Genomic DNA, 21,619 nt, shown 5'->3' on the forward strand with positions numbered 1-21,619 from the left:
CAGCTAAGGAGGAGGATTTTGAATGTGGAAGCTTAATATGGCTGTATGCATCGCGATAGGGTTCGGCTGCTTCGGCTGGGCTATGTGGAAAACGATCACCGCGGAGAAAAAGAAGAAGTAAGGCTAAAAATAGTAAGGCCATAACTTTGCGGCAGGGGGAGGAAGAGTTCGCCTTCCCCTGCCCTTTTCATCTCAAAGCCGGCGGCAAAAAAATTTACAAGGCTTGTATTTTCTTAAATCTATCGTAATATAATTACTGATTTGTTGATACAGCCGCGAAGGGACTGAGGGGCGTTTTGAGAATCGTTCTTGTGGGCGCCGGAGAAGTTGGCTACAGCGTCGCGAAAAATCTGTCGGCGGACGGACACGACATAGTTATAATCGAGGAAAACAACGAGAGGGCGGACCGCGCGGAAAGCACTCTCGACGTCATGGTCGTCCGCGGGAACGGCGCGCGCCCGAGCGTCCTAGCCAAAGCGGGGATAGCCCAGGACGGCACGGAAGTTTCGATGCTGATAGCCTGCACCAACAGGGACGAGGTCAACCTTATGGCCTGCTGGATAGCCAAGCGGATGGGGGTGCCGCACGTCATCGCACGCGCGGTCGGGCTGGAGTTCACCGACAACGAAGGCTGGGCCCGCGGGCTGGGTATAGATATGCTGGTCTCTCCCGAGCGCTCCGTCGCAAAGGAGATCGAAGAGCTTCTTGAAGTCCGCTCCGCGATACACGCGAACGAAATAGCCGGGGGACGCGCCGGCATCTACGTCTTCCGCATTGCTCAGGAATCCCCGCTCGTCGACCTGTCGCTGCTCGAAATGCGCAGAGACAATCCCCAGCTCGTCATGCTCGTCGTATGCATAAAGCGCGGCGAAGAATCCTTCGTGCCTAGGGCGTCGGAGAGGCTACAGCAGGGCGACGTATGCTACACCGTATGCTACCGCTCGACGGTCCTCGAAGTCGAGCGCCTCTTCCAGCCGAAAAAATCAAAAAAGCTGAAAAAGGTCTTCATCGTCGGAGCGGGCAAGGTCGGCTTTCAGACCGCGGCGCGCCTTCTCTCGCATATCCGCGGCATCGACCTCAGGATAATCGACCTTGAGAGGACGAAATGCGAAAAGCTCGCCGGAGAGCTGCCCGACGCGATGCTGCTCTGCGCGGACGGCTCCGATACGGAATTCCTGCGCATGGAAGGCATCGCCGAGGCCGACGGCTACGTCGCCGCGACGGACCACGACGAAACGAATCTGATGCTCGCGGTCCTCGCCAAGACGCTCGGCGCCTCGAAGAGCATAGCGGTCGTCCAACGCCCGACATATCTTGAAATGACGAGCCACATACCCGTCGACGCGATAGTCAACAGGAACCAGACCCTTGCCGACGCGATAACGCGCAGCGTCCGCTACCCGGGCTCTTCGCGCGTCCTCACGGTAATGGAGGAGATAAGCGCCGAGGCGGTCGAGATAACGATACCGCCCAAAGCCTCGGCCGCCGGCAAAAGCCTGATAGAGCTGCGTATGCCTCAGGGCTCTATAATCGGGCTCCTCGAACGCAACAACGAGATGTTCATACCGACGGGGCACACGGTATTGAATGCCGGGGATAAGATCGTCCTCTTCGGCACAGCATCGGTGATAAACGCTGCGATGCGCCCCTTCGGAGAGGAAAAGCTTTGAACTATAAAATAGTCGCACGCTTCTTGTCGATACTTGCGTTTACGATAACCGCCTCTCTCATCTTCCCCCTTTTCTGGGCCCTCGCCGACGGCACGGAGGACGCTTCCGCCTTTTTCCTTTCCGCCTTAGTGGGAACAGCTATATCCGCCGCCTTTTTCATTTTGGGAAAAGGAGCGAAAAAGGAGGACCTCGGCTCGCGCGAAGCAATAGCCGGAGTAGCGTTTTCCTGGGTAGTGGCTTCGCTGATAGGCTGTATGCCCTACATCTTCAGCGGCTACATCCCTTCCTTCACAGACGCCTACTTCGAGGCGATGTCGGGTTTCACGACGACCGGAGCGACGGTAATGCGCGACATCGAGCCTGTGCCGCGCGGCATACTGATGTGGAGGGCGCAGACGCAGTGGCTCGGCGGCATGGGCATCGTCGTCCTAGTGATAGCGATGCTTCCCCTGCTCGGCGTGAACATGACGCAGCTTTTCAAAGCTGAAAGCCCTGGCCCGAGCCTGGAAAAGACATATCCGCGGATCGCCGAGATGGCTGTGATGCTCTGGCGCCTTTACATGGGGCTGACCGTCGTAAGCGCTCTGCTGCTCGTCGCCGGCGGCATGACCTTATATAACGCGATAGCGCACACCTTCGCCGCCGTATCGACCGGCGGCTTCTCCACCCACAACGCAAGCGTAGCCTACTACGATTCCGCGTATATCGACTACGTACTCACGTTCGTAATGTTCATAGCCGGCGCGAATTTCAACCTGCACTTAGCGGCGCTGCGGGGAAGGAGCTTCAGGCCGTATAAAGATTCCGAATTCCATTTTTACACGGCGGTCGCGCTGGGCGCCACTCTAATGATCTGCGCGGTCCTCCTGCGCGACGGCGTATTCAAAAACTTCTTCCAGGCATTGCGCTATTCTCTCTTCCAGGTCGTAAGCATCATGACGACGACGGGCTTCGTCACCGCGGACTACGGCAAGTGGCCCATGTTTACGCAGCTGACTCTGCTCGCGCTGATGCTGCTCGGAGGCTGCGCCGGCTCAACGGCCGGAGCTATCAAATGCGTCCGCTTTCAAGTCGTGATAAAAGAATCTATCGCGGAGCTCAAAAAAATGATTCACCCGAACGCGGTCGTCGCGATATTCCAGAGCAACGGCACCGCGAATCCCTCTATGGTGGCCTCTTCAGCCTGCTTCATCGCCACCTTCATCATAATATGGGGCGTCTCCTCTCTCGCCGTCAGCCTCTGCGGCAACGACATCGTGACCTCGATAAGCGCGGTCTCCGCCACTCTGTGCAACGTCGGCCCCGGACTCGCCGACGTCGGGCCCGTATGCAACTTCGCCGAGCAGAGCGCCTTCGCGAAATGGATATACACATTCGATATGCTCTGCGGAAGACTTGAGCTCTATACCGTGCTGGTGCTCTTCAGCAGGGATATGTGGAGAAAGTAAAGCCCTCTCGGATATTCTTATCCACAATTTATTAACACGCTACCGATAGTGTTTTGTGGATAAGTTGTCAATAGATATAGTGTTTTTCGCTTTTCAAAATCAAGAATAATTGTTATCATAGCCTTAGTCACGGATTTGCCCCGTACGTTATATAAAATGGCTTTATTTTGGAGGTCTCCGTCATCATGATCATTAAACCTGCGTTCAGCCAATCGGCGAGGGATATTCTACGCGACCGTTACCTATGGCGCGACGAAAACAGAAATCCCATTGAGAAGCCTGAAGAGATGCTGCGGCGCGTGGCGACGCACGTCGCCGGGGCGGAGCGCACGCTTCCCCTTCAGTACAAATGGGCCGATGAGTTCTACGAGATCATGGCGAAGCTGCTCTTCATGCCCAACAGTCCGACCCTTATGAACGCCGGGCGCCCGTCGCCGCACGGGCAGCTCGCCGCCTGCTTCGTCGTCGGCGTAGAGGATTCGATGGACAGCATCTGCGAGGCTCTGCGCAAGCAGATGCTGATACACAAGAGCGGCGGCGGCACCGGCTTCAATTTCTCAAAGCTGCGCAGCGAGGGCGCCAAGGTAAACAGCACCAACGGGCGCGCTTCCGGCCCGGTCTCCTTCATGGGGCTTTTCGACAAGGCGACGGAGACCGTCCAGCAGGGCGGCATGCGGCGCGGCGCGAACATGGGCATATTGAACATAGACCACCCCGACATCAGAAAGTTCATCCATTGCAAGGACAAGGACGGCACGATCACGAACTTCAACATCTCGGTTGGCGTATCCGACAGCTTCATGAAGAAGGCCGAAGAAAACCCCTGCGGCGATGAAGCGGCGCTGCTTGCGGAGATAGCGGATTCGGCGTGGCGCACTGGCGATCCCGGCATCATATTCCTCGACGCGATAAACCGCGGCAACACCACGCCGGAGCTCGGAGAGCTGACTGCGACGAACCCCTGCGGAGAATCGCCTCTTTACCCGAACGAGGCCTGCAACCTCGGCTCGATAAACCTTTCGCTGCTGGTCAGGGACGGCGAGTTCGACTACGAGACGCTGCGCGGCGTCGCCGCCGTCGCGGCGCGCTTCCTCGACGACGTGATAGAGATAAACGACTACCCGCTGCCGGAGATATCGCAGGCTGTGAAGCAGACGCGCAAGATAGGGCTCGGCGTGATGGGATGGGCGGACTTGCTCTTCAGGCTGCGCGTGCCTTACGACAGCGAAGAGGCATTGGCGCTCGCGGAAAATATTATGAGGACGATTCGCGAGACGGCGTGCGAGACGTCTGTCGAACTCGGCAGGGAAAAGGGCGTGCCTGAGACGCTGGCGCACCTCGGACGCCGCAACGCGACTCTGACCTGCATCGCCCCGACGGGGACGATCGCGCTGCTCGCCGGCTGCTCCTCCGGCATCGAGCCGCTCTTCGCGCTCGAACACACGCGCGTGCGCACCCAAATAGACGGCAAAAAGGTCGTCATGAAGCAGGTGAACCGCTGCTACGAAGAGGCGAGGAAGGAAGGCCTCGACGAAGAGACGATGAAGAAGGTCTTCGTCACGTCGCACGACATTTCGCCGGCCGCGCACGTGCGCATGCAGGGGAGCTTTCAGAAATATACCGACCTTGCGGTGTCGAAGACGATCAACCTGCGGCACGAATGCGGAGTGAAGGATGTGATAGGCGCCTACACCCTCGCATGGAAGGAAGGCTGCAAGGGCATAACGATATACCGCGACGGCTCTAAGCAGAGCCAGGTCCTCTACACAAAAGAAGACGAAGAAAAAGCCCTTGAAAAGAGCGCCCAAGAAAACGCGCGAATCGAGAAAAAAGAAAAAAACGCGCTCCCGCCCTCCGCTGCAAAGCCGCGCTTCGTTCTGAAGAGATCCTATTAGAAAGAAAAATATAGAAGCCGGCGCGCCGTTCGGGCGCGCCGGCTTTTCTGCCTGTTATTTCTCTGCGGCGGATCTCATTTACGTTTCAACTGATTTTACATTGCGTAATGTCCGCCTACATACTCCGTGGGGTTCAGCGCGCTTTCGTAATGCCTTATCATCGTTATAAAGTCAAAAACGGGAAGCCCCGTATGGCGGTGGACCGCCGCGGCGAAGGGCGGCAAGTCGCTGCATTCGAGCTGTATCGCGGCCACCTCGGGGTTTTCGGCGAGCATTTTGTCGCAGACCTCGAGTATTTCGCGCTCTATGACGTCCGTGTCCATCGTCCCCTTTTCTTCGAGCACGGAGGAGCGGAACTCGTACTTATCCTCCATCCCGTAAAGGACGACGGGCATATCGGGAGTTATGCCGACGCTGCGCAGATGGCGGTCGGTCATCACGGAGGCGTTTGCCGAGATTATCCCGACCTTTTTGCCCCGCTTCAATGTGCGCACGATGAAGGGGACCTGAAGCATGCTCGACATTAATACCGGTATATCGACGGAATCGGCTATCTCCTGCTGAAAAAGCGCCATGAAGCCGCAGGCTCCCGTTATCGCGCGCACTCCCTCGGCCTCAAGTTTCTGCGCGCCTTCTATGAAGGGGGCCAGCAGGGCGGGGTCGCGCTGATTGAGAAGCCGGTCGATCGACGCGCCGCGCACCTCGTGGTAGCGCACCGGAAAGGGGAATGTCGTCGCGTTTCCGACATTCCCCGGGACGCAGGGATAGGCCGCGTCGAGTATGAGTATTCCGATAGGCTCCCCATCCCAGGAGCGCGATTTTGATTTGATCTTATAAAAAGGCATATCTTCTCCCCCTTAAAAGCTCGTGATGTTGTGTAATTTAGCATAGATAATATATATATGTCAATAATACAAAAGAAAAATATAAAATTTTACAAAATCAACATAAATATCCACAGTTTAAGCGGTATTTTCTTCAACATATATGGGAGAGCAAGCCAAGCGGCTGAGGATACTTCCCGATTTAAAAGGGTTTAATGACGGACGCCATCATCTGCAAAAAGTTAAGAGCTATACGCCGAAGCCGGCGCGCGCAAACGGCGCGTCGGCCTTTTCGTGCGGCGTTATAGGCCGCATATTTGAAATTTTTACAGCGTCCGAATTGAATCAGTCCGCCGATTCGTCGTCTTTTCTGAGCGCGGTCGGCGGCAGTTCTACTACCTCGCCTGCCTCTTCCATATCCTTCTCACTCGCGGCCACGTTCGTGGCGTCGCTGTAACTGCGCGCCGTCGAGAAACCGTTCGGAGGCTCTTCCGCGTATATCCTGCGCCGCTCGTGCGCTTCCGGCTCTTCGTCCGCAGCGTCGTCCGGCAGCCTGTGCTCCATTGAAATGTAGGATATCCCGCCCGTCAGGATTTTGTAGATTAGCAATAGGCAGAGAATCACGCCGACTACGCCGACGATGAGAATCATCGCCGGAAAGGCGAGGCCGAATACAAAGGTCCCCATCAGCAGGATCAAGATAAACCACAGCATGCTTTATCTTCCTCGATTCTATGGTTTTTTGCCGCGCGCGGACTTCTTCGGGCGGAGATAAAACTTCCAGAACGCACTGTCGGCGTCCGCAGCGCCGCGCCCGGCGCCGTTTTTCGCTTTGCCGCGCGGCCGCTGGCGAGAAGAATCTTTTTCCGGCGCGCAACTTCCGCTTTTACGCGGCCGACGCGTGTCGAATTTTTCCGCGCGCGCTTCTGCGTAGCCGTGCTTCGCGGCTACGCCGCGTTCGAAATGATTTTCTTCTTCGCGCCGCGTCCTGTGGTCTTGGCGGGCTTCGTCCGTCTTTCCTCCGCGGCGGAGTTCAGCGTGCTCGTCTCTGCTCCTCGCTCCGAGGGGCGTCTCAAAATCGCGCGCGTTACCACGGCCGCCGCGCTTTTCTCCAAAGTTCGGGGCGCCGTAACTTTTTTCGCCGGCCGGTCGCTGCGCACGGACGCGTTTGCCTGGATACGCGACGAAGCCGCCAGAGGGGCTGAAAGCTTTTTTCTTTTCATTCGCGCGGAGCGCGGGAAAATCTTTTTTCGCGCCCTTTACGCGCGCGGCACTTTTTTCTTTCCATTCGTCGCTCTTATCGACGCGCGGCGGCACGGCGGCCTTCGCGAGCGTGCGGGCTCCGCCTTCGGGCGCCGCCTCTCCGCCATGCGCTTTGCGGCGCAGCTGTCCGCACGCGGCGTCGATGTCCGCGCCGCGCTCGGAGCGAATCTCGCACTCGAAGCCGGCGCTCTCGAGCACGCTGCGGAAGCGCAGCACATCCTCGGCCTTCGGCTTTTCGCAGCGTCCGGCGACGTCGTTCGCAGGAATCAGGTTGACGAAGACGTGTATGCCTTTTAGGTAGCGTACTAGTTCTCTCGCTCGCTCGACGCCGTCGTTGACGCCGCCGAAAAGCGCGTATTCTATCGTTATGCGGTCGCCCGTGGCGGCCTGATATTTCTGCATCGCGTCGCGCAGCTCGGAGGCCGGGTACGTCTGGTTGACGGGCATCAGCAAGCTCCTCAGCTCGTCGTCGGCCGCGTGCAGCGAAACCGCGAGGCGCACGCCGAGCCCCGACGCCGCAAGCTCTTCGATGCCGGGTATGACGCCGGAGGTTGATATAGTGATGTGGCGTCTTCCGAGATTGCGCATTTTGGGATCGTTGAGCATCCTCACGGATTTAAGGACGGAATCCACGTTCAGAAGGGGCTCCCCCATCCCCATATAGACGACGTTGTTGATTTCGCGCCCTATCTGTTTCTCGGCCGCGAGCAACTGCCCGGCGATCTCGCCGGCGCTGAGGTTGCGAGCGAACCCAGAGAGCCCCGTCGCGCAGAAGGAGCAATGCAGCGGGCAGCCGACCTGCGTCGATACGCAGAGCGTAAGGCGGTCGCCCTCCTTTATCAGCACAGATTCGACCGTCTCTCCGTCGCGAAGCCGCCACAGAAATTTTTTCGTGCCGTCGCGCGAGCGCTGTTCGCGCACAAGCGCAGGGCAGGCGAAATCCAGCTTCTCGGCCAGCTCGGCGCGCAGCTCCTTCGAGAGATTCGTCATCTCGGCCGGGTCGCAGACGCGCTTTTGCCAGAGCCAGCCGCATATCTGTCCGGCCCTGAATTTGGGCTCCCCGAGCGACTCCGTGATATATTTTTCCCATTCGCCGAAATCAAAATCGAGCGCGTATTTTTTTTCTGCCATCGACGCTTCCACTCTTTCAATCGAAGCGCCGGGCCGAATAGCGGTCCGGCGCGAAATATTTTTATTTGCAGTGTTCGACGTAGGCGGCGATCGTTTCGACCGCGCCTTCGATTCCTACCTTATCCGTGTTGACGCAGAGGTCGTAGTCTTCCATGCGCCCCCATCTCTTATCGGTGTAGAACTCATGATATTTCGCGCGTTTCTTGTCGACGTCGATGACGCGCTTTTTTATCTCTTCGCGCGTGAAGCTGAGACCTTCGGGGATCATCGACATTTTTCTGTTGACGCGGGCTTCCAGGCTGCCGTATACGAAGCAGTTGACGGGGTTCATGTTGCGCAGGATGTAGTCCGCGCAGCGCCCTACGACGACGCACGGGCCGCGCTCAGCGAGGGTCCTTATCAGCTTCGACTGTCCCTTGTAGATGAGGTCCGACGGAAGGTCCTGATAGAAAACTGGCATAGAAAAGCCCGGCATGACAGGACACATCGGCGGCGAGCATTTTTCTTCGTTCGCCTCGATGAAGTCGGCGTTGTACTTCCCGTCCTTCGCAAGCATATCGACGAGCTCTTTGTCGTAAAACTTTACGCCGAGCTTCTGCGCAAGCTTCATCCCGACTTCGTGCCCGCCGCTCCCGAACTGTCTGCTTATCGTTATTATCTTCTTTTCCATGCCCTTCAGTCCTTTCTTGCCGTTGATTTTGATATATTATACCGTGAATTCAGCCGAAGATATAAAAGCGAAAAAAATTATTTTCGCGCGCGTGCTACGAGTGCTGCGAATATCGCGCGCTGTACTGGGTCGCATCCTGCTAAGCACTCGGGGTGCCACTGCACGCCGAGCGCAAATTTCTTCGACGGGAAGAATATCGCCTCGACGACGCCGCCTTCGGCTTCGGCGGCGGCTTCCACGCCTTCCCCGAGCCGTCCGACCGCCTGATGGTGCATCGAGTTGACGCTCATTACGCCGCTGCGCCCCGCGAAGAGCTCCGGCCGCAACAGCCTGACGTCGTGGACGTACCCCTTCATGACGTCGGGCCTGCGGTGCAGCGCAAATTTTTCGTCTACGTCGGGCAGGTGCTGTATCAGCGTGCCGCCGGCCGCCGCGTTGAGCATCTGGCAGCCTCGGCATATCCCCAGCACCGGCTTGTCGGCAGCGAGCACGGCGCGGCAGAGCGGAAGCTCGAAGGCGTCGCGCTCCGCGTCGGGCGCTACGCTGCCGCAGTCCCCTTCGCCGTAAAACGACGGCGTTATATCGCTGCCTCCGCTGAAGAGGAAGGCGTCGAAGCGTTCGAGCAGCGAGCTTATCTCCGCTTCGCCGTCCGACGCGGAAAGAAGCGCCGGCACTCCTCCCGCTGCGCGCACGCCGGAAATTATTTTTTCCGTAAGGCGCGCCAGCAGCCAGAAGTATTCGAGCTCTTCCCTCTCCATCGCCTTGAGCTCTATTTCGGAATAGCAATGTTTGAAAGGTACTGATGCAATCGCTATCAGCGGCCTCATAGCCCGCCTCCCCGCCGCGCAAGGGGACGCGGCTCAGCCGCGCCCCTTGGGGGTCATGTTCCTGCCGATGCAGTAATATTCAAAGCCGAGCGAGCGCATCCTGCACGGGTCGCAGATGTTGCGCCCGTCGAAAACGATTTTCCTCTTCATCAAAGCGCCGAGCCTTTGCCAGTCGGCGTCCTTGAATTCCTGCCACTCCGTGACGATCGCCGCGCAATCCGCGCCGGAAAGCAGCGTTTCGACGTCCGGCGCGTACTTCACGACCGAAGGCAGCAGCTTTTTGGCTTCAGCCATCGCGATCGGGTCGTAGGCGCGCACCGACGCGCCGCAGTTCAGCAATCCGTGAATCAGCGTCCGCGACGGGGCCTCGCGCATATCGTCGGTCCGAGGCTTGAAGGAGAGCCCCATGATAGCGGCTGTGAGGCCCTCCATCTCGGCGCCGAAGCGCACGCGCATCATCATATGCAGCTGCTGCTTCTGCTTGCGGTTCACCTTGCCCACCGCGGAGGCCATCGTCATGTCGAGCCCCTGAGCCTCGCCTATGCAGCAGAGCGCCTGCACGTCCTTAGGGAAGCATGAGCCGCCGTATCCACAGCCGGCGTCGAGGAAAAATTCGCCGATCCTGCGGTCGGAGGCCATCCCCCTTTTCACCGAGAGCACGTCGGCTCCGACCCTGTCGCAGAGCTGCGCTATCTCGTTCATAAAGCTGATGCGCGCCGCGAGCATAGTGTTAGCGGCGTACTTCGTTATCTCGGCGGAGGCGGGGTCCATGAAGATTATCCTGCTTTCGTCGGCGAAGGGGAGGTACAGTTCGCGCATCACGGCGCGCGCCTCTTCGCTCGCCGCGCCTATCACGACGCGGTCGGGATGAAGGCAGTCCTCTATCGCCATTCCCTCCTTGAGGAACTCCGGATTCGAGAGCACCTCGAGGTCTATCTTTTCCATGCCGCGTTCGCGCAGATGATTCTTTATGCGGCGGCAGAGCAGTGTCCCCGTGCCGACCGGCACGGTCGATTTGACGACGATGCGGCAGGAATGGGTGAGGGCCGACGCTATGCCGTCGACCGCCGCGAGCACCTGCGCTAAGTCGGCTCGCCCGTCGTCGGCCGGCGGCGTGCCGACCGCGATGAAGCAGAGCTGCGTACCGTCGAGCCCGTCCTTTATATCGGTGGAGAATGAGAGGCGCCCTGCGCGCACATTTTTTTCGATAAGCTCGCCGAGCCCCGGCTCATAGATGGGGCAGACGCCGCCCTTCAGCTTGGCCACGCGTTCCTCGTCTATATCCACGCAGCAGACTTTATTTCCCTTTTCGGCAAAGCAGGTGCCGGTGACGAGGCCGACGTAGCCCGTCCCTACGACGCAGATGTCCATATATTAATTTCTCCTAACTTTGCGCCGCGAGCATGGTTATCCCCGCGATGATGAGAGCCATGCCACCGACGCGCATTAAAGTTATATTCTCGTGGAATATGAAAAAGCCTATCACAAGCAGCAGAAGGTAGACGACGCCGGACATCAGCGGATAGGCGAAGGTCAGTTCGGCTCGCGAAAGTGCGGCGGCCATGAAGAAGAAAGAGGCCCCGAAGAGCGAAAGCCCGAGCGCTATCCACGGGTTCAGCGCGATTTTCAGGAATGCGCCGACCACGCCGGAAGAGAGCAGGTCGCCGCGCCCCCCGTAGGCGTGCTTCATGACGCTGCTGCCGAGCGCGTTCGTCGCGGCGGAGGCGAGTATCAGCGCGAGTGTCGTTTTTTCGATCATTCTATCGCTCCTCCGCGGGGATTTCCTGCTGGAGCGCAAGTCTGCCGGCGCGCCCTTCGAGCTTGCCCGCGACTATAGCGCAGCGCGGGAGCGGCGCTTCCTTCGCGTATTCGCCGAGAGTATGGAATTCGACGCCGAGCGCGCGCGCCATGTTCAGGAAATTTTCCAAGAGCGTGAGCTTCGATATCCCCTCCATCTCGGCGTGGAGCGTCAGCACGTTCCATTCCTTGTCCATCCCGTCGAGCCATGCTTTGGGCAGAGTCACGTCGTTTATGCCGGGGAGCCCGTAGATTTCGTCCATCGTCGGCAGCGTGGTGGGTATCTGCGGCACGCGGTAGTCCCGCCCCTCGAAGCGCGGCAGAAAAGGCGAAAAGCCGCGCACGTCGCTCGCCCACGCGACGCCGAGCTCCTGTTCGGCTTCCAGCACCGCGCGGGATACCTGCCAGCCGGGCGCGGCCACTATATCAGGATCGCGGCCGCATATCCCGGCGTAAAGCGCGCGCGCCTTTTCGTAGAGCGAGAGATATTCCTCCTTCGATACTCCGCCGAGGCGGTCCTGCAGGTAAACGTGGTCCCAGGCGTGCACGCCGGTCTCGTGCCCCTCGTCGTACGCGCGGCGCAGGATCGAGGGGTCAGACGGCACTATCAGCGGCGCCGGCAGAAGCGTGCCGTACATAAGGGTCTTCCATCCGTAGGTCGAAGGCGCTTTCGTGCGCAGCATCTTCGAGACGAAGCCCGGGCGGAATATCCTTCTTATCGCTTTGCCGGAGTTATCCGGGCCGAAGGAGAAGAATATGCTTGCGCGTATACGATGTTTCGCGAAGAGGTCGAGAAGGCGCGGCACGCCGCAGGTGTAGCCGCGCAGGGTATCGACGTCTACCTTCAACGCGAGGCGGGACATTAATTATCCTCGTGCTCGGCGTACCAGGCGATCGTCCTGTTCAGAAGCTCGTGCATACCGGTCTTCGGCTTCCAGCCGAGCTTCTGCTCCATCTTTTTGACGGAGGGCACTCTGTTCTGCATGTCGTCGTAGCTCTTGCCGTAATACGCGGCCGACGGGATTATCTCGAGCACGGTGTTTTCCGCGGCCTCGCGGAATTTGGGGAATTTCTTCGCCTCGTCTATAACCAGCTCGGCGAGCTCCTTAACAGAGTAGTTGTTCGCCGGGTTGCCTATGTTGAATATCTCGTCGTCGGCGCGGTTGTTTTTATTTTCGATTATCTTCATGAGACCTTCGACGCCGTCGCCCACCCATGTGAAGCTGCGGCGCTGCTCCCCGCCGTTGACGAGGGAGACCTTGCGGCGGTGTATCACGTCGTAGAGTATCTGAGTAACCGAGCGCGCCGAATGGTTTTCCGCGTCCTTGAAGGTGTCGAGGCGCGGGCCTATCCAGTTGAACGGGCGGAAAAGCGTGTACTGCAGGCCCTGCTCCTGTCCGTAGGCGACTATCATGCGGTCCATCATCTGCTTCGAGCAGCTGTATATCCAGCGCATCTTAACGATAGGGCCGACGATCAGCGGGCTTTCGTCCTCCTTGAGCTCGGCGTCTCCACTCATGCCGTAGACCTCGGAGGTCGACGGGAAAATTATCCTCTTGCCGTACTTGGCGCAGAGGCGCACCATTTTCAGATTCTGTTCAAAGTCGAGCTCGAACGTCCAAACGGGTTTTTTGATGTAATAGGCCGGTTTCGCTATCCCGGCGAGCGGAATGACGACGTCCGCCTTTATAACTTCCTCTTCAAGCTCTTTGTCGGCCTTGAAGATGTCTCCCTTGCGGAACGTGAAGTGGCTCCTGCACTCATAGGGCAGCAGATTGCTCTCCGATATGTCGAAGCCGCTCACGTGCCAATCCGTCTTCGTCAGTATGCTTTCCAGAAGATGCGTTCCAATGAAGCCGTTGACTCCCGTAACGAATAGTTTCACCGCAGACACTCCCCTTCCTCTCCGCCTTCGGGCTGGATGCTCAGAATTTTAAGAAGGCCCGCCCCGGTGCCGACGACGAGCGGACGGTAGGAAACGATCTCTCCCGGCTTCGCCTCGCCTTCGATCGGGCGCGCCCGCCATATATAATACTTTCTCCCGCCGATATAAGCAAACGCCCCGGGGAAGGGATGCGTCACGGCCCTGACGAGGTTGTAGATTTCCACGGCGCTCCTGTTCCAGTCTATTCGGCCGTCTTCCGGACGGCGGCGGCCGAAATAGGTCGCCTCCGCTTCGTTTTGCGGGACGCGCGGCGCCGTGCCCGCTTCGAGCTCCGGCAGCTTTCTCGCGATTATCTTCCGCGCCGCCTCCGCGACCTTCATGAAAACGTCGTGAGCGCTGTCGGTGAATTTTATCTCCACCGCCTCGCGGTCTACTATGTCGCCGCGGTCGGCCTTTTCGGTCATTACGTGCAGCGTCGCGCCGGTCTTTGTCTCGCCGTTCAGCACGGCCCAGTTCACGCAGGCGCGGCCGCGGTACTTCGGCAGCAGCGCGCCGTGCATGTTGTAGGCTCCGAGGCGCGGGGCTTCGAGGATTTTTTTCGGTATCATCGCGCGGTAGTAGAATGAGAAGACGAGCTCCGCCCCGAGCGATCTGTAAAGCTCTATCTCGGCTTCGTCGAGCTTCTTCGGCGCCCACACCGGCACGCCATTTTTCAGCGCGATGTCCCTGACGGAACGGAACCATATCTCTTCGTCAGGGTCGTCATCGTGAGTGAAAACTCCGGCGACGTTCGCGCCCAACCTGAGGAGCTCCTCAAGACATAGACAGCCGACCTCGCTGTAGGCGAAGAGGACTATGCGCGGCCTGTCCGTCATTCGCCGTTTCCTTCGTATTCGTAGACCTTCCTAACAGCGTAGCGCGGCCTTCTGCTCACCTCGCGGTAGATGCGCCCTATGTACTCCCCTATTATCCCCAGAGCAAAGAGCGTTATGCCGCTGACGATGAACTGCGCGGCCTCGAAGGCCTGTTCTATGAAGGACTGCCAGGTGCCGACGCCGAGCAGCAGGCGGCGTACGAACATGTAAAGAAGGAAGAGGAAGGAAAGGGCCGAGAGCAACATCCCCGCCATCGTCACGAGCTGGAGCGGCACTAGGGAGAAGCTCGTCATTAGGTCGAAGTTCAGCCTTATCAGCTGGAAGAGGCCGTACTTCGATTCGCCGAGCTCACGCTCGCGGTGCGCGACGGGGATTTCTATCGGGTTGACCGCGAATTTCTGCGCGAGCGCCGGGATGAAGGTCGTCGTCTCCCTGCTCTCGTTGATGATGTCTATTATGCGCCTGTCGTAGCCGCGGAGCATACAGCCGTAGTCCTGTATGTGCAGCTTGGCGATCCTGTTCGTGATTTTGTTGACGCACTTGGACGCGGCCCTGCGGAATATCGGGTCGCGCCGGCCGACTCTGTATGTGCCGACGACGTCGTGCCCCTCGTCCATCTCCTTCAGCAGCTTCGGAATCTCCTCCGGCGGATTCTGAAGGTCCGCGTCGAGCGTGACTATTTTTTCTCCCCTAGCGTAGTCGAAGCCGGCCATTATCGCCATATGCTGGCCGAAATTCGCGCCGAGGTCTATTACGCGCACCCCGCGGCGCTTTTCACAGAAGCCGCGCAGAATAGAAAGGGTGGCGTCGCGGCTGCCGTCGTTTATGAATATTACCTCGAAGGAGCGGCCGAGATTTTCCACGACCGGCCACAGCTCGTCAAAAAGCTTATGCAGCGACTCCTCCTCGTTGTAGGCGGGAATGACTATCGATACTTCGACTTTTTTTTCTTCCGTCATAGGCGGCAGACCTCTTTAACGGCGCGGACGACGTCGTGCGCGTCTTCGTCGATCATCGCCGGAAATAGCGGCAGAGAGACGATTCTGTCGGAGACGTACTCCGCCTCGGGCAGAGAGCCGCGCCCCATGCCCGTGATCCCTCCGTAACAGCTGAAGAGATGCAGTGCCTGATAGTGCAGCGCCGTGCCGATGTTCCGTTCCTTCATCCGCGCGATGAATTCGTCGCGGCTGAAGCCGAGGAGGTCGATGTCGACGAAGGGCGTGAATATGTGCCACGAATGCTTATGCGCCCACGGCGCCGGTTTCGGCAGGATTATGCCGGGAACGTCAGCGAGCTCCCTCATATAGAACGCAACGATCCGCGCGCGGCGCCTGTTGAAATTCTCCAGCTCCGGCAGCTGCGAGTTGCCGATCGCGGCCTGAATGTCCGTCATCGTGTATTTCAGCCCCGGGAAGAATATGTCGTAGTTGGCGCTGCCCTTCGCCGCGTAGCGGTTCCACGCGCCCCTGGACATCCCGTTCTGGCGCAGCATCATTATTTTTTCGGCGAGATCTTCGTCCTGCGTGCAGACCATGCCGCCCTCGCCCGTCGTGATGTTCTTCGTCGGGTGGAAGCTGAATACGGACAAGCGGCGCGCGCCCCTGTCGGCCCCTATCCTGCGCCCCTTGTACTCCGCCCCCAGGGCGTGGGCCGCGTCCTCCACGACGGCGAGGCCGTGGGCGTCAGCGATCGCCTCTATCTCGTCCATATCGCACGGCGTTCCGGCGAAGTGCACCGGCATGACGGCCTTCGTCTTTTTCGTGACCGCGCGCTCTATATTTTCCGGCACTATGTCGAGAGTCTCCCTGTCTATGTCTGCGAATACCGGTTTCGCGCCGGTGAAGAGTATCGCGTTGGCCGTTGCGGCGAAGGTCATGGGGGTAGTTATAACCTCGTCGCCGGCGCCTATCCCCAGCGCAGTCAGCGCGCAGTGCAGCCCCGCCGTCGCGGAATTCACCGCGAGCGCGTAGCTCGCGCCGACGTATCCGGCAAAATTTTTCTCGAAGAGTATCGTCTTGGGCCCCATCGTGAGCCAGCCGCTGCGGATAGAATCGGCCACGTCGGCTATCGCTTCCTCGCTCACGCTCGGCCTCGCAAAAGGCAGAAATTCTTTTCTCATTTATTCCCTGCGCTCCTCCCTGTTGAAGAGAACGACATATTTCCCGACGTCGAAGCGCTTCGCCGCGCGAATTTTCCCCTTCGGGAAAAGGTATTCAAGCCTATCGCCGTTCTTCACGACAAGTATAAAGCTTTTCTTGCCGCTATTCCACTGGGGCATAAACTCCTCCTTCGTAAGGAACCAGCCCCTTCCCTCCGGCTGCGCCGCGCCGTATTCGAGCTCGCCGGGGGAGCCGACCATCATCACGCGGCGCTTAGTGTAAAAAGGTATGCCCTGCAACACCTCGTCGAAGGCGGCTATCGTCTCGCTCCCCTCCGATTCCTTCATTATCAGCTCGGAGACGTCTCTCATGGTGCGCTGAGGCGCTACGATGCCGTAAATGCCCTCTATCCCCCATACGAAGAGCAGCGAGCAGAGGACGAGCGCCCTTATCGCCGGCTTGAAGCCCCTTCCGCCGCGCGAAGTGTAGTACCAGGCCGCGGCCGGCATCGCTATCAGCGCGAAGCCGGTCTTCGCAGCGACCGGCAGCGCGTCGGCCGCGGCGATCTCTTTACCTACGAAGGAATAGACGAGGAGCGCGACCCCCAGCAGCCCGTTGAATAGCGCCAGCGTCGGCAGAGCGAAGCCGTGCCACTCCTTATCCTCGAACATCCTGAAGACGTCCGCGCCGATCAGTATCGCGAGCGGCGGGACGCAGGGGACGATATAGGGGACGAGCTTTGAATCGGAGAAGGAGAAAAAGAGCAATATCACGGCGAACCAGCTCAACAGATATACTACGGCGCGGCGCTCCCCGCCGCCGCGCGGCGAGCGCACGACGCTCCCTTTACCAAAGAGCGCGAAGAGGAAGGCCGTCCACGGCACGAGCGCGGCGGGAATCAGCGGGAAGAAGAACCAAAAAGGCTCGTAGCGCCCGTGCATCTTCGTCGCGTAGCGAACGAAATGCTCGCGTACGAAGAAGAAATTGAAAAAGTCTGGATTGTCTCTGCAAACGAGATAAAACCACGGCGCCCCCGCCGCGAAAAATAAAATTATCCCCGGCAGCCAGAGCGGCTTATAAAAAAGCTTCCACTGCCTCGTCGCTATAATGTAGCAGAAGATCGCCGTGCCCGGCAGCACTACGCCGACCAGCCCCTTCGTAAGCAGAGCCATCGCGCAGGAAAAATAAAAAAGCAGATAATACTTTTTCTCTTCCTTGACGTGCGCTATATAGAAGGAGACGAAGGCGAGCGTAAGAAAAAAGGACAGCGGCATGTCCGTTATGTTTATCGTGCCTATCGCAAAATACAAGAGCGAGGTCGCGGCGACCACGCCGGCAAGGAAGCCCGCGGCGCGGCCGTAGATGAAAGCTCCCAACACCGCGGCGGCCGCCGCGCCTCCGAGCGCGCAGAGCGCGCAGCCGATGCGCGCAGCGAATTCGTTCTCTCCGAAGAGGTGGAAGGCGGCTGCGTTCATCCAGTAGAGAAAGGCCGGCTTCTCAAAATATTTCACGTAGTTGAGCGTCGGCGTTATATAATTACCGCTCTCGATCATCTCCCGCGGGATCTCCGCATAGCGTCCCTCGTCGGGCTCCATCAGAGGATAGGAACCGAGCGGAGCTATATATATAAGAAGCAGAGCCGCAATGGAGGCGGCAAAAAACAGATTTCTGCGAAATATCGGGGAAAACACCCGGCAACGGCACCTCTTTTTTCACGGCAGCCCGCGCACTGCGCGGCAGCGCGAGTCATCCTCATCAAACTCAATAATAATACACCACGGCGCGAATTAAAAAAATAAACGCAAGGCGCGGCCTTCCGTTTTTTGCGGCGTTGTTACAAAACATTTACATACTCGAAGCGTTCCGCCGGGGAAAAAGCCGCCGCGCGTCTCTTCCGTGCAACGGCTTTAAAATCCCAGCGGCGAGCGGCGCGGCAAAAGGCGCCGCCGGCCGCCGCGTCTATTTGGAGCCGCCCGCTATCCCGCGCTCCTCCGGCGTGCCGGGAACGAGGTTGTCGCACAGCGCCGCCAATATCCCGGCCACCGCCATTGGCGTCTTGAGGACGGCCCAGATCATGCCGCCAAACGTAGTGCCGAGCGCGCCTGCGAAGAGCGCCTGGTTCGGCTCGACCCATCCGGGGAGCCCGAGCGCCATCAAGAACGCGAAGCCGACAATAAGCACGTTGCGCTGGCTGCCCATGTCGGCGCGCATCAAGTTCTGTATGCCGAGCGCGCCGATCGTGCCGAAGAGCGTGATATAAGCGCCGCCGATAACGGGCGTCGGCATCGTCGCGATGAGGGCGCCGAGTTTACCTATCAGCGAGAGCAGTATCAGAATAACGGCGCCGGCGCGCACGACGTAGCGGCTCGCCACGCCGGTAAGGCCGATGAGTCCGATGTTTTCAGTGTAGGAGGTCGTAGCCACGGAGCCGAGCAGCCCCGAGAGTGCACACATCGCTCCCTCGACGCCGATGCCGCGGTTGATCTGCTCCGGCGTAGGGTCGTCGATGCCGGCCGCGTAGGAGCAGTTGTGGTAGTCGCCGATAGATTCGATCATCACGCAGAAGAAGCCGGCCGCGATAGCACCTATCGCCAACCCCGAAAGCTTGGGGGCGCCCCACGGCATGAAGAGCTTGTAGCGGAACCACGGCGCGTCGTAGACGCTCTGCAGGTCGATGTAGGCCGCGTGCCCCGGCGCGAAGGTTCCGGAGAGGGAGAGGAGGAGACAGAGCAGATACGCGATCACGACGGAGCTGAGTATTGCGAATATGTTGAAATATTTGTTTTTGCTGACAAGGCTGAAGAAGAAGACGAGCAGCACGACGAGCAGCGAGACCGGCCAGAAGTTCGCCGCGTTGTACTGAATGGCGGTCGGCGCGAGCGAGAAGCCTATCGCCATTATCGTAGGACCTATTACGACCGGCGTGATTATCCTTCTGACGCGTCCGATAAGCCTGCTGTAGCCGAGAAGCGAAAGGACGACGCCTCCGGCGATCAGCGCGCCGCCGACGTACTGCATAACCACGTCGGGACCCATCGCCTTATACGCGCCGATGATCGTCATGATAGGCGGGATGAAGCTGAAGCTCGAGCCCTGGACGATCGGGAGCCCCGAGCCGATCTTTGGGTGCGTCTGGAAGAGCGTCGCGATGCCCATGCTGAAATAAACGCATCCGATAAAGGCGCCGATCTGCGCTGTCGTCATGCCCATGGCCGGGCCGAGAACGAGGGGCACGAGCGTCGTAGCTCCGAAGAGCGTCAAAACGTGCTGCGCGCCGGCAAGTATCATAATAGGCAGCGGCGGGCGGTCGTCAATGCCGTAAACCAACTTTTTCTTTGCCATGTTGCACCTCCGAAGAATTTTTGCAAGCGGTTGCAAATTTATGCCGGAAAGTATTATAGGAGATTTATAGCGATTTGGCTACAGGGCGGCCTGGCAAATCGCGCGCCGTGCAAAAATCATTTTGCCGCGCAGCCGGCGCGTGATAAAATTATCGCGTAGACGCAAAAAGGGGCGCGCGCCGCGGCGGAGAGCAGAGCTCAGAAGGTGTCGCGCGTCAAAAATTTTTTCAGCGGAGGTCATCTGCCATGAAATTCGATCCACTGCGCTATAAATATCCGTCGCGCCGCACTCTCGTATACGCTTCGCGCGGGATGGTCGCGACGACTCAGCCGCTCGCAGCTCAGGCCGGCGTAGAAGCGATGAGGCGCGGAGGCAACGCCGTCGACGCGGCGGTCGCGACCGCGGCGGCGCTCAGCGTGACGGAGCCGGTAAGCAACGGCATAGGCGGCGACGCCTTCGCAATAGTGTGGAGCGGCGGCAGGCTGCACGGGCTCAATTCGAGCGGCTGGGCGCCGGCGCTTACCGACGCGGAAAAGATTCGCGCGCGATACGGCGGCAGCATGCCGCTCTACGGATGGGATACCGTGACGGTGCCGGGCGCGCCGGCCGCCTGGGCGGCGCTCTCGGCGAAGTTTGGCAGGCTGCCGCTGACGGAGACGATAGAGCCCGCGATAGAATGCGCGGAAAACGGTTTTCCCGTCTCTCCGACCGCGGCGCTGCTGTGGAAGAGGCGCATCGCCCTTATGAAGAAAGAGCTGCGCGGGGAAAAATTTTCTCATCTATTCGAGGCCTTCACTAACGACGGCGAGGCTCCGAAGGCCGGAGAGATATGGCGCTGCCGCGATCAGGCGCGGACGCTCGAAAAAATAGCCGCGACGGACGCCGAAGCGTTTTACCGCGGAGAGCTCGCCGAGAGGATAGACAAATTTTCACGGGAGAGCGGCGGCGCCCTCCGCGCCGACGACCTCGCCGCCTACGCGCCGGAATGGGTCGAACCGATATCGGTGAATTACAACGGCTGCGACGTCTGGGAGATGCCGCCAAACGGGCAGGGGATCACGGCGCTTATGGCGCTGAACGTTTTGAAAAGGCTGCGGCTCGGAGAGCGCGACTGCACGCGGAGCTATCATCTGCAGATAGAGGCGCTCAAGCTCGCCTTCGCGGAATCTCTCGCCGAGGTCGCGGACAGCAGCTTCATGCGCAAAAAAGTATCGGAGATGCTCTCAGAGGAATTCGCTGCGCGTCAGGCGGCGCGCGTCGACGAGAAGAGAGCCGGGCTCTTCACATCCAAAGGCGGCGCGTCCGGCGGCACGGTCTACCTCGCGACGGCGGATGGAGAGGGCAATATGGTCTCCATGATTCAAAGCAACTACATCGGCTTCGGCTCGGGGCTCTGCGTCCCCGGTACCGGCATCGCGCTGCACGGTCGCGGGAATAATTTTTCTTTAGACGCCGAGCACCCGAACTGCATCGCGCCGCGCAAAAAGCCCTATCACACGATAATCCCAGGCTTCATAACAAAGGGTGGCCGCGCCGTCGGCCCCTTCGGTGTGATGGGGGCGTTCATGCAGCCGCAGGGACACGTGCAGCTGATCGCTAACATGACGGACTTCGCGCTGAACCCCCAGGAAGCCCTCGACGCTCCGCGCTTCCAGTGGCTCTCGGGGAAAAAAGTCGCGCTCGAACAGGGCGTGCCCAACCATATACTCAAGGAGCTTGCCGATATGGGGCACGAGGTCAGGGTCGACGCCGACGGTACGTCGTACGGCCGCGGTCAGGCGATAATCCGCAGCGAGGGCGGCGCGCTCGCCGGAGCGACCGAGCCGAGGGCCGACGGATACGTCGCAGTTTTTTGAAATTTCGCAAAATGTTTTGCGCCGAAATAAATTGTTG

The 21,619-nt window shown here is 59.2% G+C and carries 18 protein-coding genes; 4 read left to right on the top strand and 14 right to left on the bottom strand.

Annotation, left to right across the window (positions count from 1 at the left end; genetic code table 11):
- Nucleotides 1-296 precede the first annotated feature (296 nt).
- From trkA to EH55_RS10165, 3 genes are all read left to right on the top strand, one after another.
- Nucleotides 297-1,670 carry a Trk system potassium transporter TrkA gene (gene trkA / locus EH55_RS10155; RefSeq protein WP_037977485.1) on the top strand — a complete coding sequence of 458 codons (1,374 nt, stop codon included), beginning with the start codon at nucleotides 297-299 and terminating at the stop codon, nucleotides 1,668-1,670.
- Entirely contained in the window at nucleotides 1,667-3,118 is a 1,452-nt protein-coding gene (locus tag EH55_RS10160; RefSeq protein WP_037977486.1) for a TrkH family potassium uptake protein, read from the top strand. The genes trkA and EH55_RS10160 overlap by 4 nt, the downstream gene beginning before the upstream one ends.
- 185 nt (nucleotides 3,119-3,303) lie before the next feature.
- Complete coding sequence (locus EH55_RS10165; RefSeq protein ID WP_051682824.1) at nucleotides 3,304-5,013, top strand: adenosylcobalamin-dependent ribonucleoside-diphosphate reductase; 1,710 nt, start codon at nucleotides 3,304-3,306, stop codon at nucleotides 5,011-5,013.
- A 95-nt stretch (nucleotides 5,014-5,108) separates the two neighbouring features.
- Here EH55_RS10165 and EH55_RS10170 read toward each other — a convergent pair whose 3' ends face one another.
- The 14 genes from EH55_RS10170 to EH55_RS10235 form a co-directional block, all read right to left on the bottom strand.
- A complete protein-coding gene (locus tag EH55_RS10170; protein WP_037977488.1) occupies nucleotides 5,109-5,858 on the bottom strand; it encodes an aspartate/glutamate racemase family protein in 750 nt (249 codons plus the stop codon).
- Between the two features lie 324 nt (nucleotides 5,859-6,182).
- Entirely contained in the window at nucleotides 6,183-6,551 is a 369-nt protein-coding gene (locus tag EH55_RS10175) for a hypothetical protein (RefSeq protein ID WP_037977491.1), read from the bottom strand.
- Nucleotides 6,552-6,569: 18 nt separating this feature from the next.
- A complete protein-coding gene (gene rlmN / locus EH55_RS13945) occupies nucleotides 6,570-8,231 on the bottom strand; it encodes a 23S rRNA (adenine(2503)-C(2))-methyltransferase RlmN (protein ID WP_070110155.1) in 1,662 nt (553 codons plus the stop codon).
- Nucleotides 8,232-8,292: 61 nt separating this feature from the next.
- Nucleotides 8,293-8,901 (bottom strand): cytidylate kinase-like family protein, encoded by a 609-nt coding sequence (locus EH55_RS10185; protein WP_037977492.1) that lies wholly within the window; start codon nucleotides 8,899-8,901, stop codon nucleotides 8,293-8,295.
- 77 nt (nucleotides 8,902-8,978) lie between these two features.
- Complete coding sequence (locus tag EH55_RS10190; protein WP_051682825.1) at nucleotides 8,979-9,728, bottom strand: gamma-glutamyl-gamma-aminobutyrate hydrolase family protein; 750 nt, start codon at nucleotides 9,726-9,728, stop codon at nucleotides 8,979-8,981.
- 33 nt (nucleotides 9,729-9,761) lie between these two features.
- Nucleotides 9,762-11,099: a UDP-glucose dehydrogenase family protein gene (locus EH55_RS10195; protein ID WP_037977496.1), complete on the bottom strand. Its 1,338-nt coding sequence runs from the start codon at nucleotides 11,097-11,099 to the stop codon at nucleotides 9,762-9,764.
- Between the two features lie 13 nt (nucleotides 11,100-11,112).
- Complete coding sequence (locus tag EH55_RS13595; protein WP_051682826.1) at nucleotides 11,113-11,487, bottom strand: DMT family transporter; 375 nt, start codon at nucleotides 11,485-11,487, stop codon at nucleotides 11,113-11,115.
- A gap of 1 nt (nucleotide 11,488) precedes the next feature.
- Nucleotides 11,489-12,388, bottom strand: coding sequence for a polysaccharide deacetylase family protein (locus EH55_RS10205; RefSeq protein WP_037977498.1), 900 nt, complete (start codon nucleotides 12,386-12,388; stop codon nucleotides 11,489-11,491).
- Entirely contained in the window at nucleotides 12,388-13,410 is a 1,023-nt protein-coding gene (locus EH55_RS13950) for a bifunctional UDP-4-keto-pentose/UDP-xylose synthase (protein WP_081839550.1), read from the bottom strand. The genes EH55_RS10205 and EH55_RS13950 overlap by 1 nt, the downstream gene beginning before the upstream one ends.
- On the bottom strand, nucleotides 13,407-14,285 hold the full coding sequence (locus EH55_RS13955) for a formyltransferase (protein ID WP_037977501.1): 879 nt from the start codon (nucleotides 14,283-14,285) through the stop codon (nucleotides 13,407-13,409). Before EH55_RS13955 ends, EH55_RS13950 begins: the two co-directional genes overlap by 4 nt.
- Complete coding sequence (locus EH55_RS10220; RefSeq protein WP_037977505.1) at nucleotides 14,282-15,244, bottom strand: glycosyltransferase; 963 nt, start codon at nucleotides 15,242-15,244, stop codon at nucleotides 14,282-14,284. The genes EH55_RS13955 and EH55_RS10220 overlap by 4 nt, the downstream gene beginning before the upstream one ends.
- On the bottom strand, nucleotides 15,241-16,404 hold the full coding sequence (locus tag EH55_RS10225) for a DegT/DnrJ/EryC1/StrS family aminotransferase (protein ID WP_037977507.1): 1,164 nt from the start codon (nucleotides 16,402-16,404) through the stop codon (nucleotides 15,241-15,243). The genes EH55_RS10220 and EH55_RS10225 overlap by 4 nt, the downstream gene beginning before the upstream one ends.
- Nucleotides 16,405-18,075 carry a glycosyltransferase family 39 protein gene (locus EH55_RS13605; protein ID WP_051682827.1) on the bottom strand — a complete coding sequence of 557 codons (1,671 nt, stop codon included), beginning with the start codon at nucleotides 18,073-18,075 and terminating at the stop codon, nucleotides 16,405-16,407. It abuts the gene before it with no gap.
- Between the two features lie 268 nt (nucleotides 18,076-18,343).
- Nucleotides 18,344-19,726: a uracil-xanthine permease family protein gene (locus EH55_RS10235; RefSeq protein WP_037977508.1), complete on the bottom strand. Its 1,383-nt coding sequence runs from the start codon at nucleotides 19,724-19,726 to the stop codon at nucleotides 18,344-18,346.
- Between the two features lie 245 nt (nucleotides 19,727-19,971).
- Between EH55_RS10235 and EH55_RS10240 the strand changes: the two genes are divergently transcribed.
- On the top strand, nucleotides 19,972-21,582 hold the full coding sequence (locus tag EH55_RS10240; protein ID WP_037977512.1) for a gamma-glutamyltransferase family protein: 1,611 nt from the start codon (nucleotides 19,972-19,974) through the stop codon (nucleotides 21,580-21,582).
- Nucleotides 21,583-21,619: the final 37 nt, after the last annotated feature.

Origin of the sequence: Synergistes jonesii, assembly GCF_000712295.1 — a bacterium.
Taxonomy (GTDB): domain Bacteria; phylum Synergistota; class Synergistia; order Synergistales; family Synergistaceae; genus Synergistes; species Synergistes jonesii.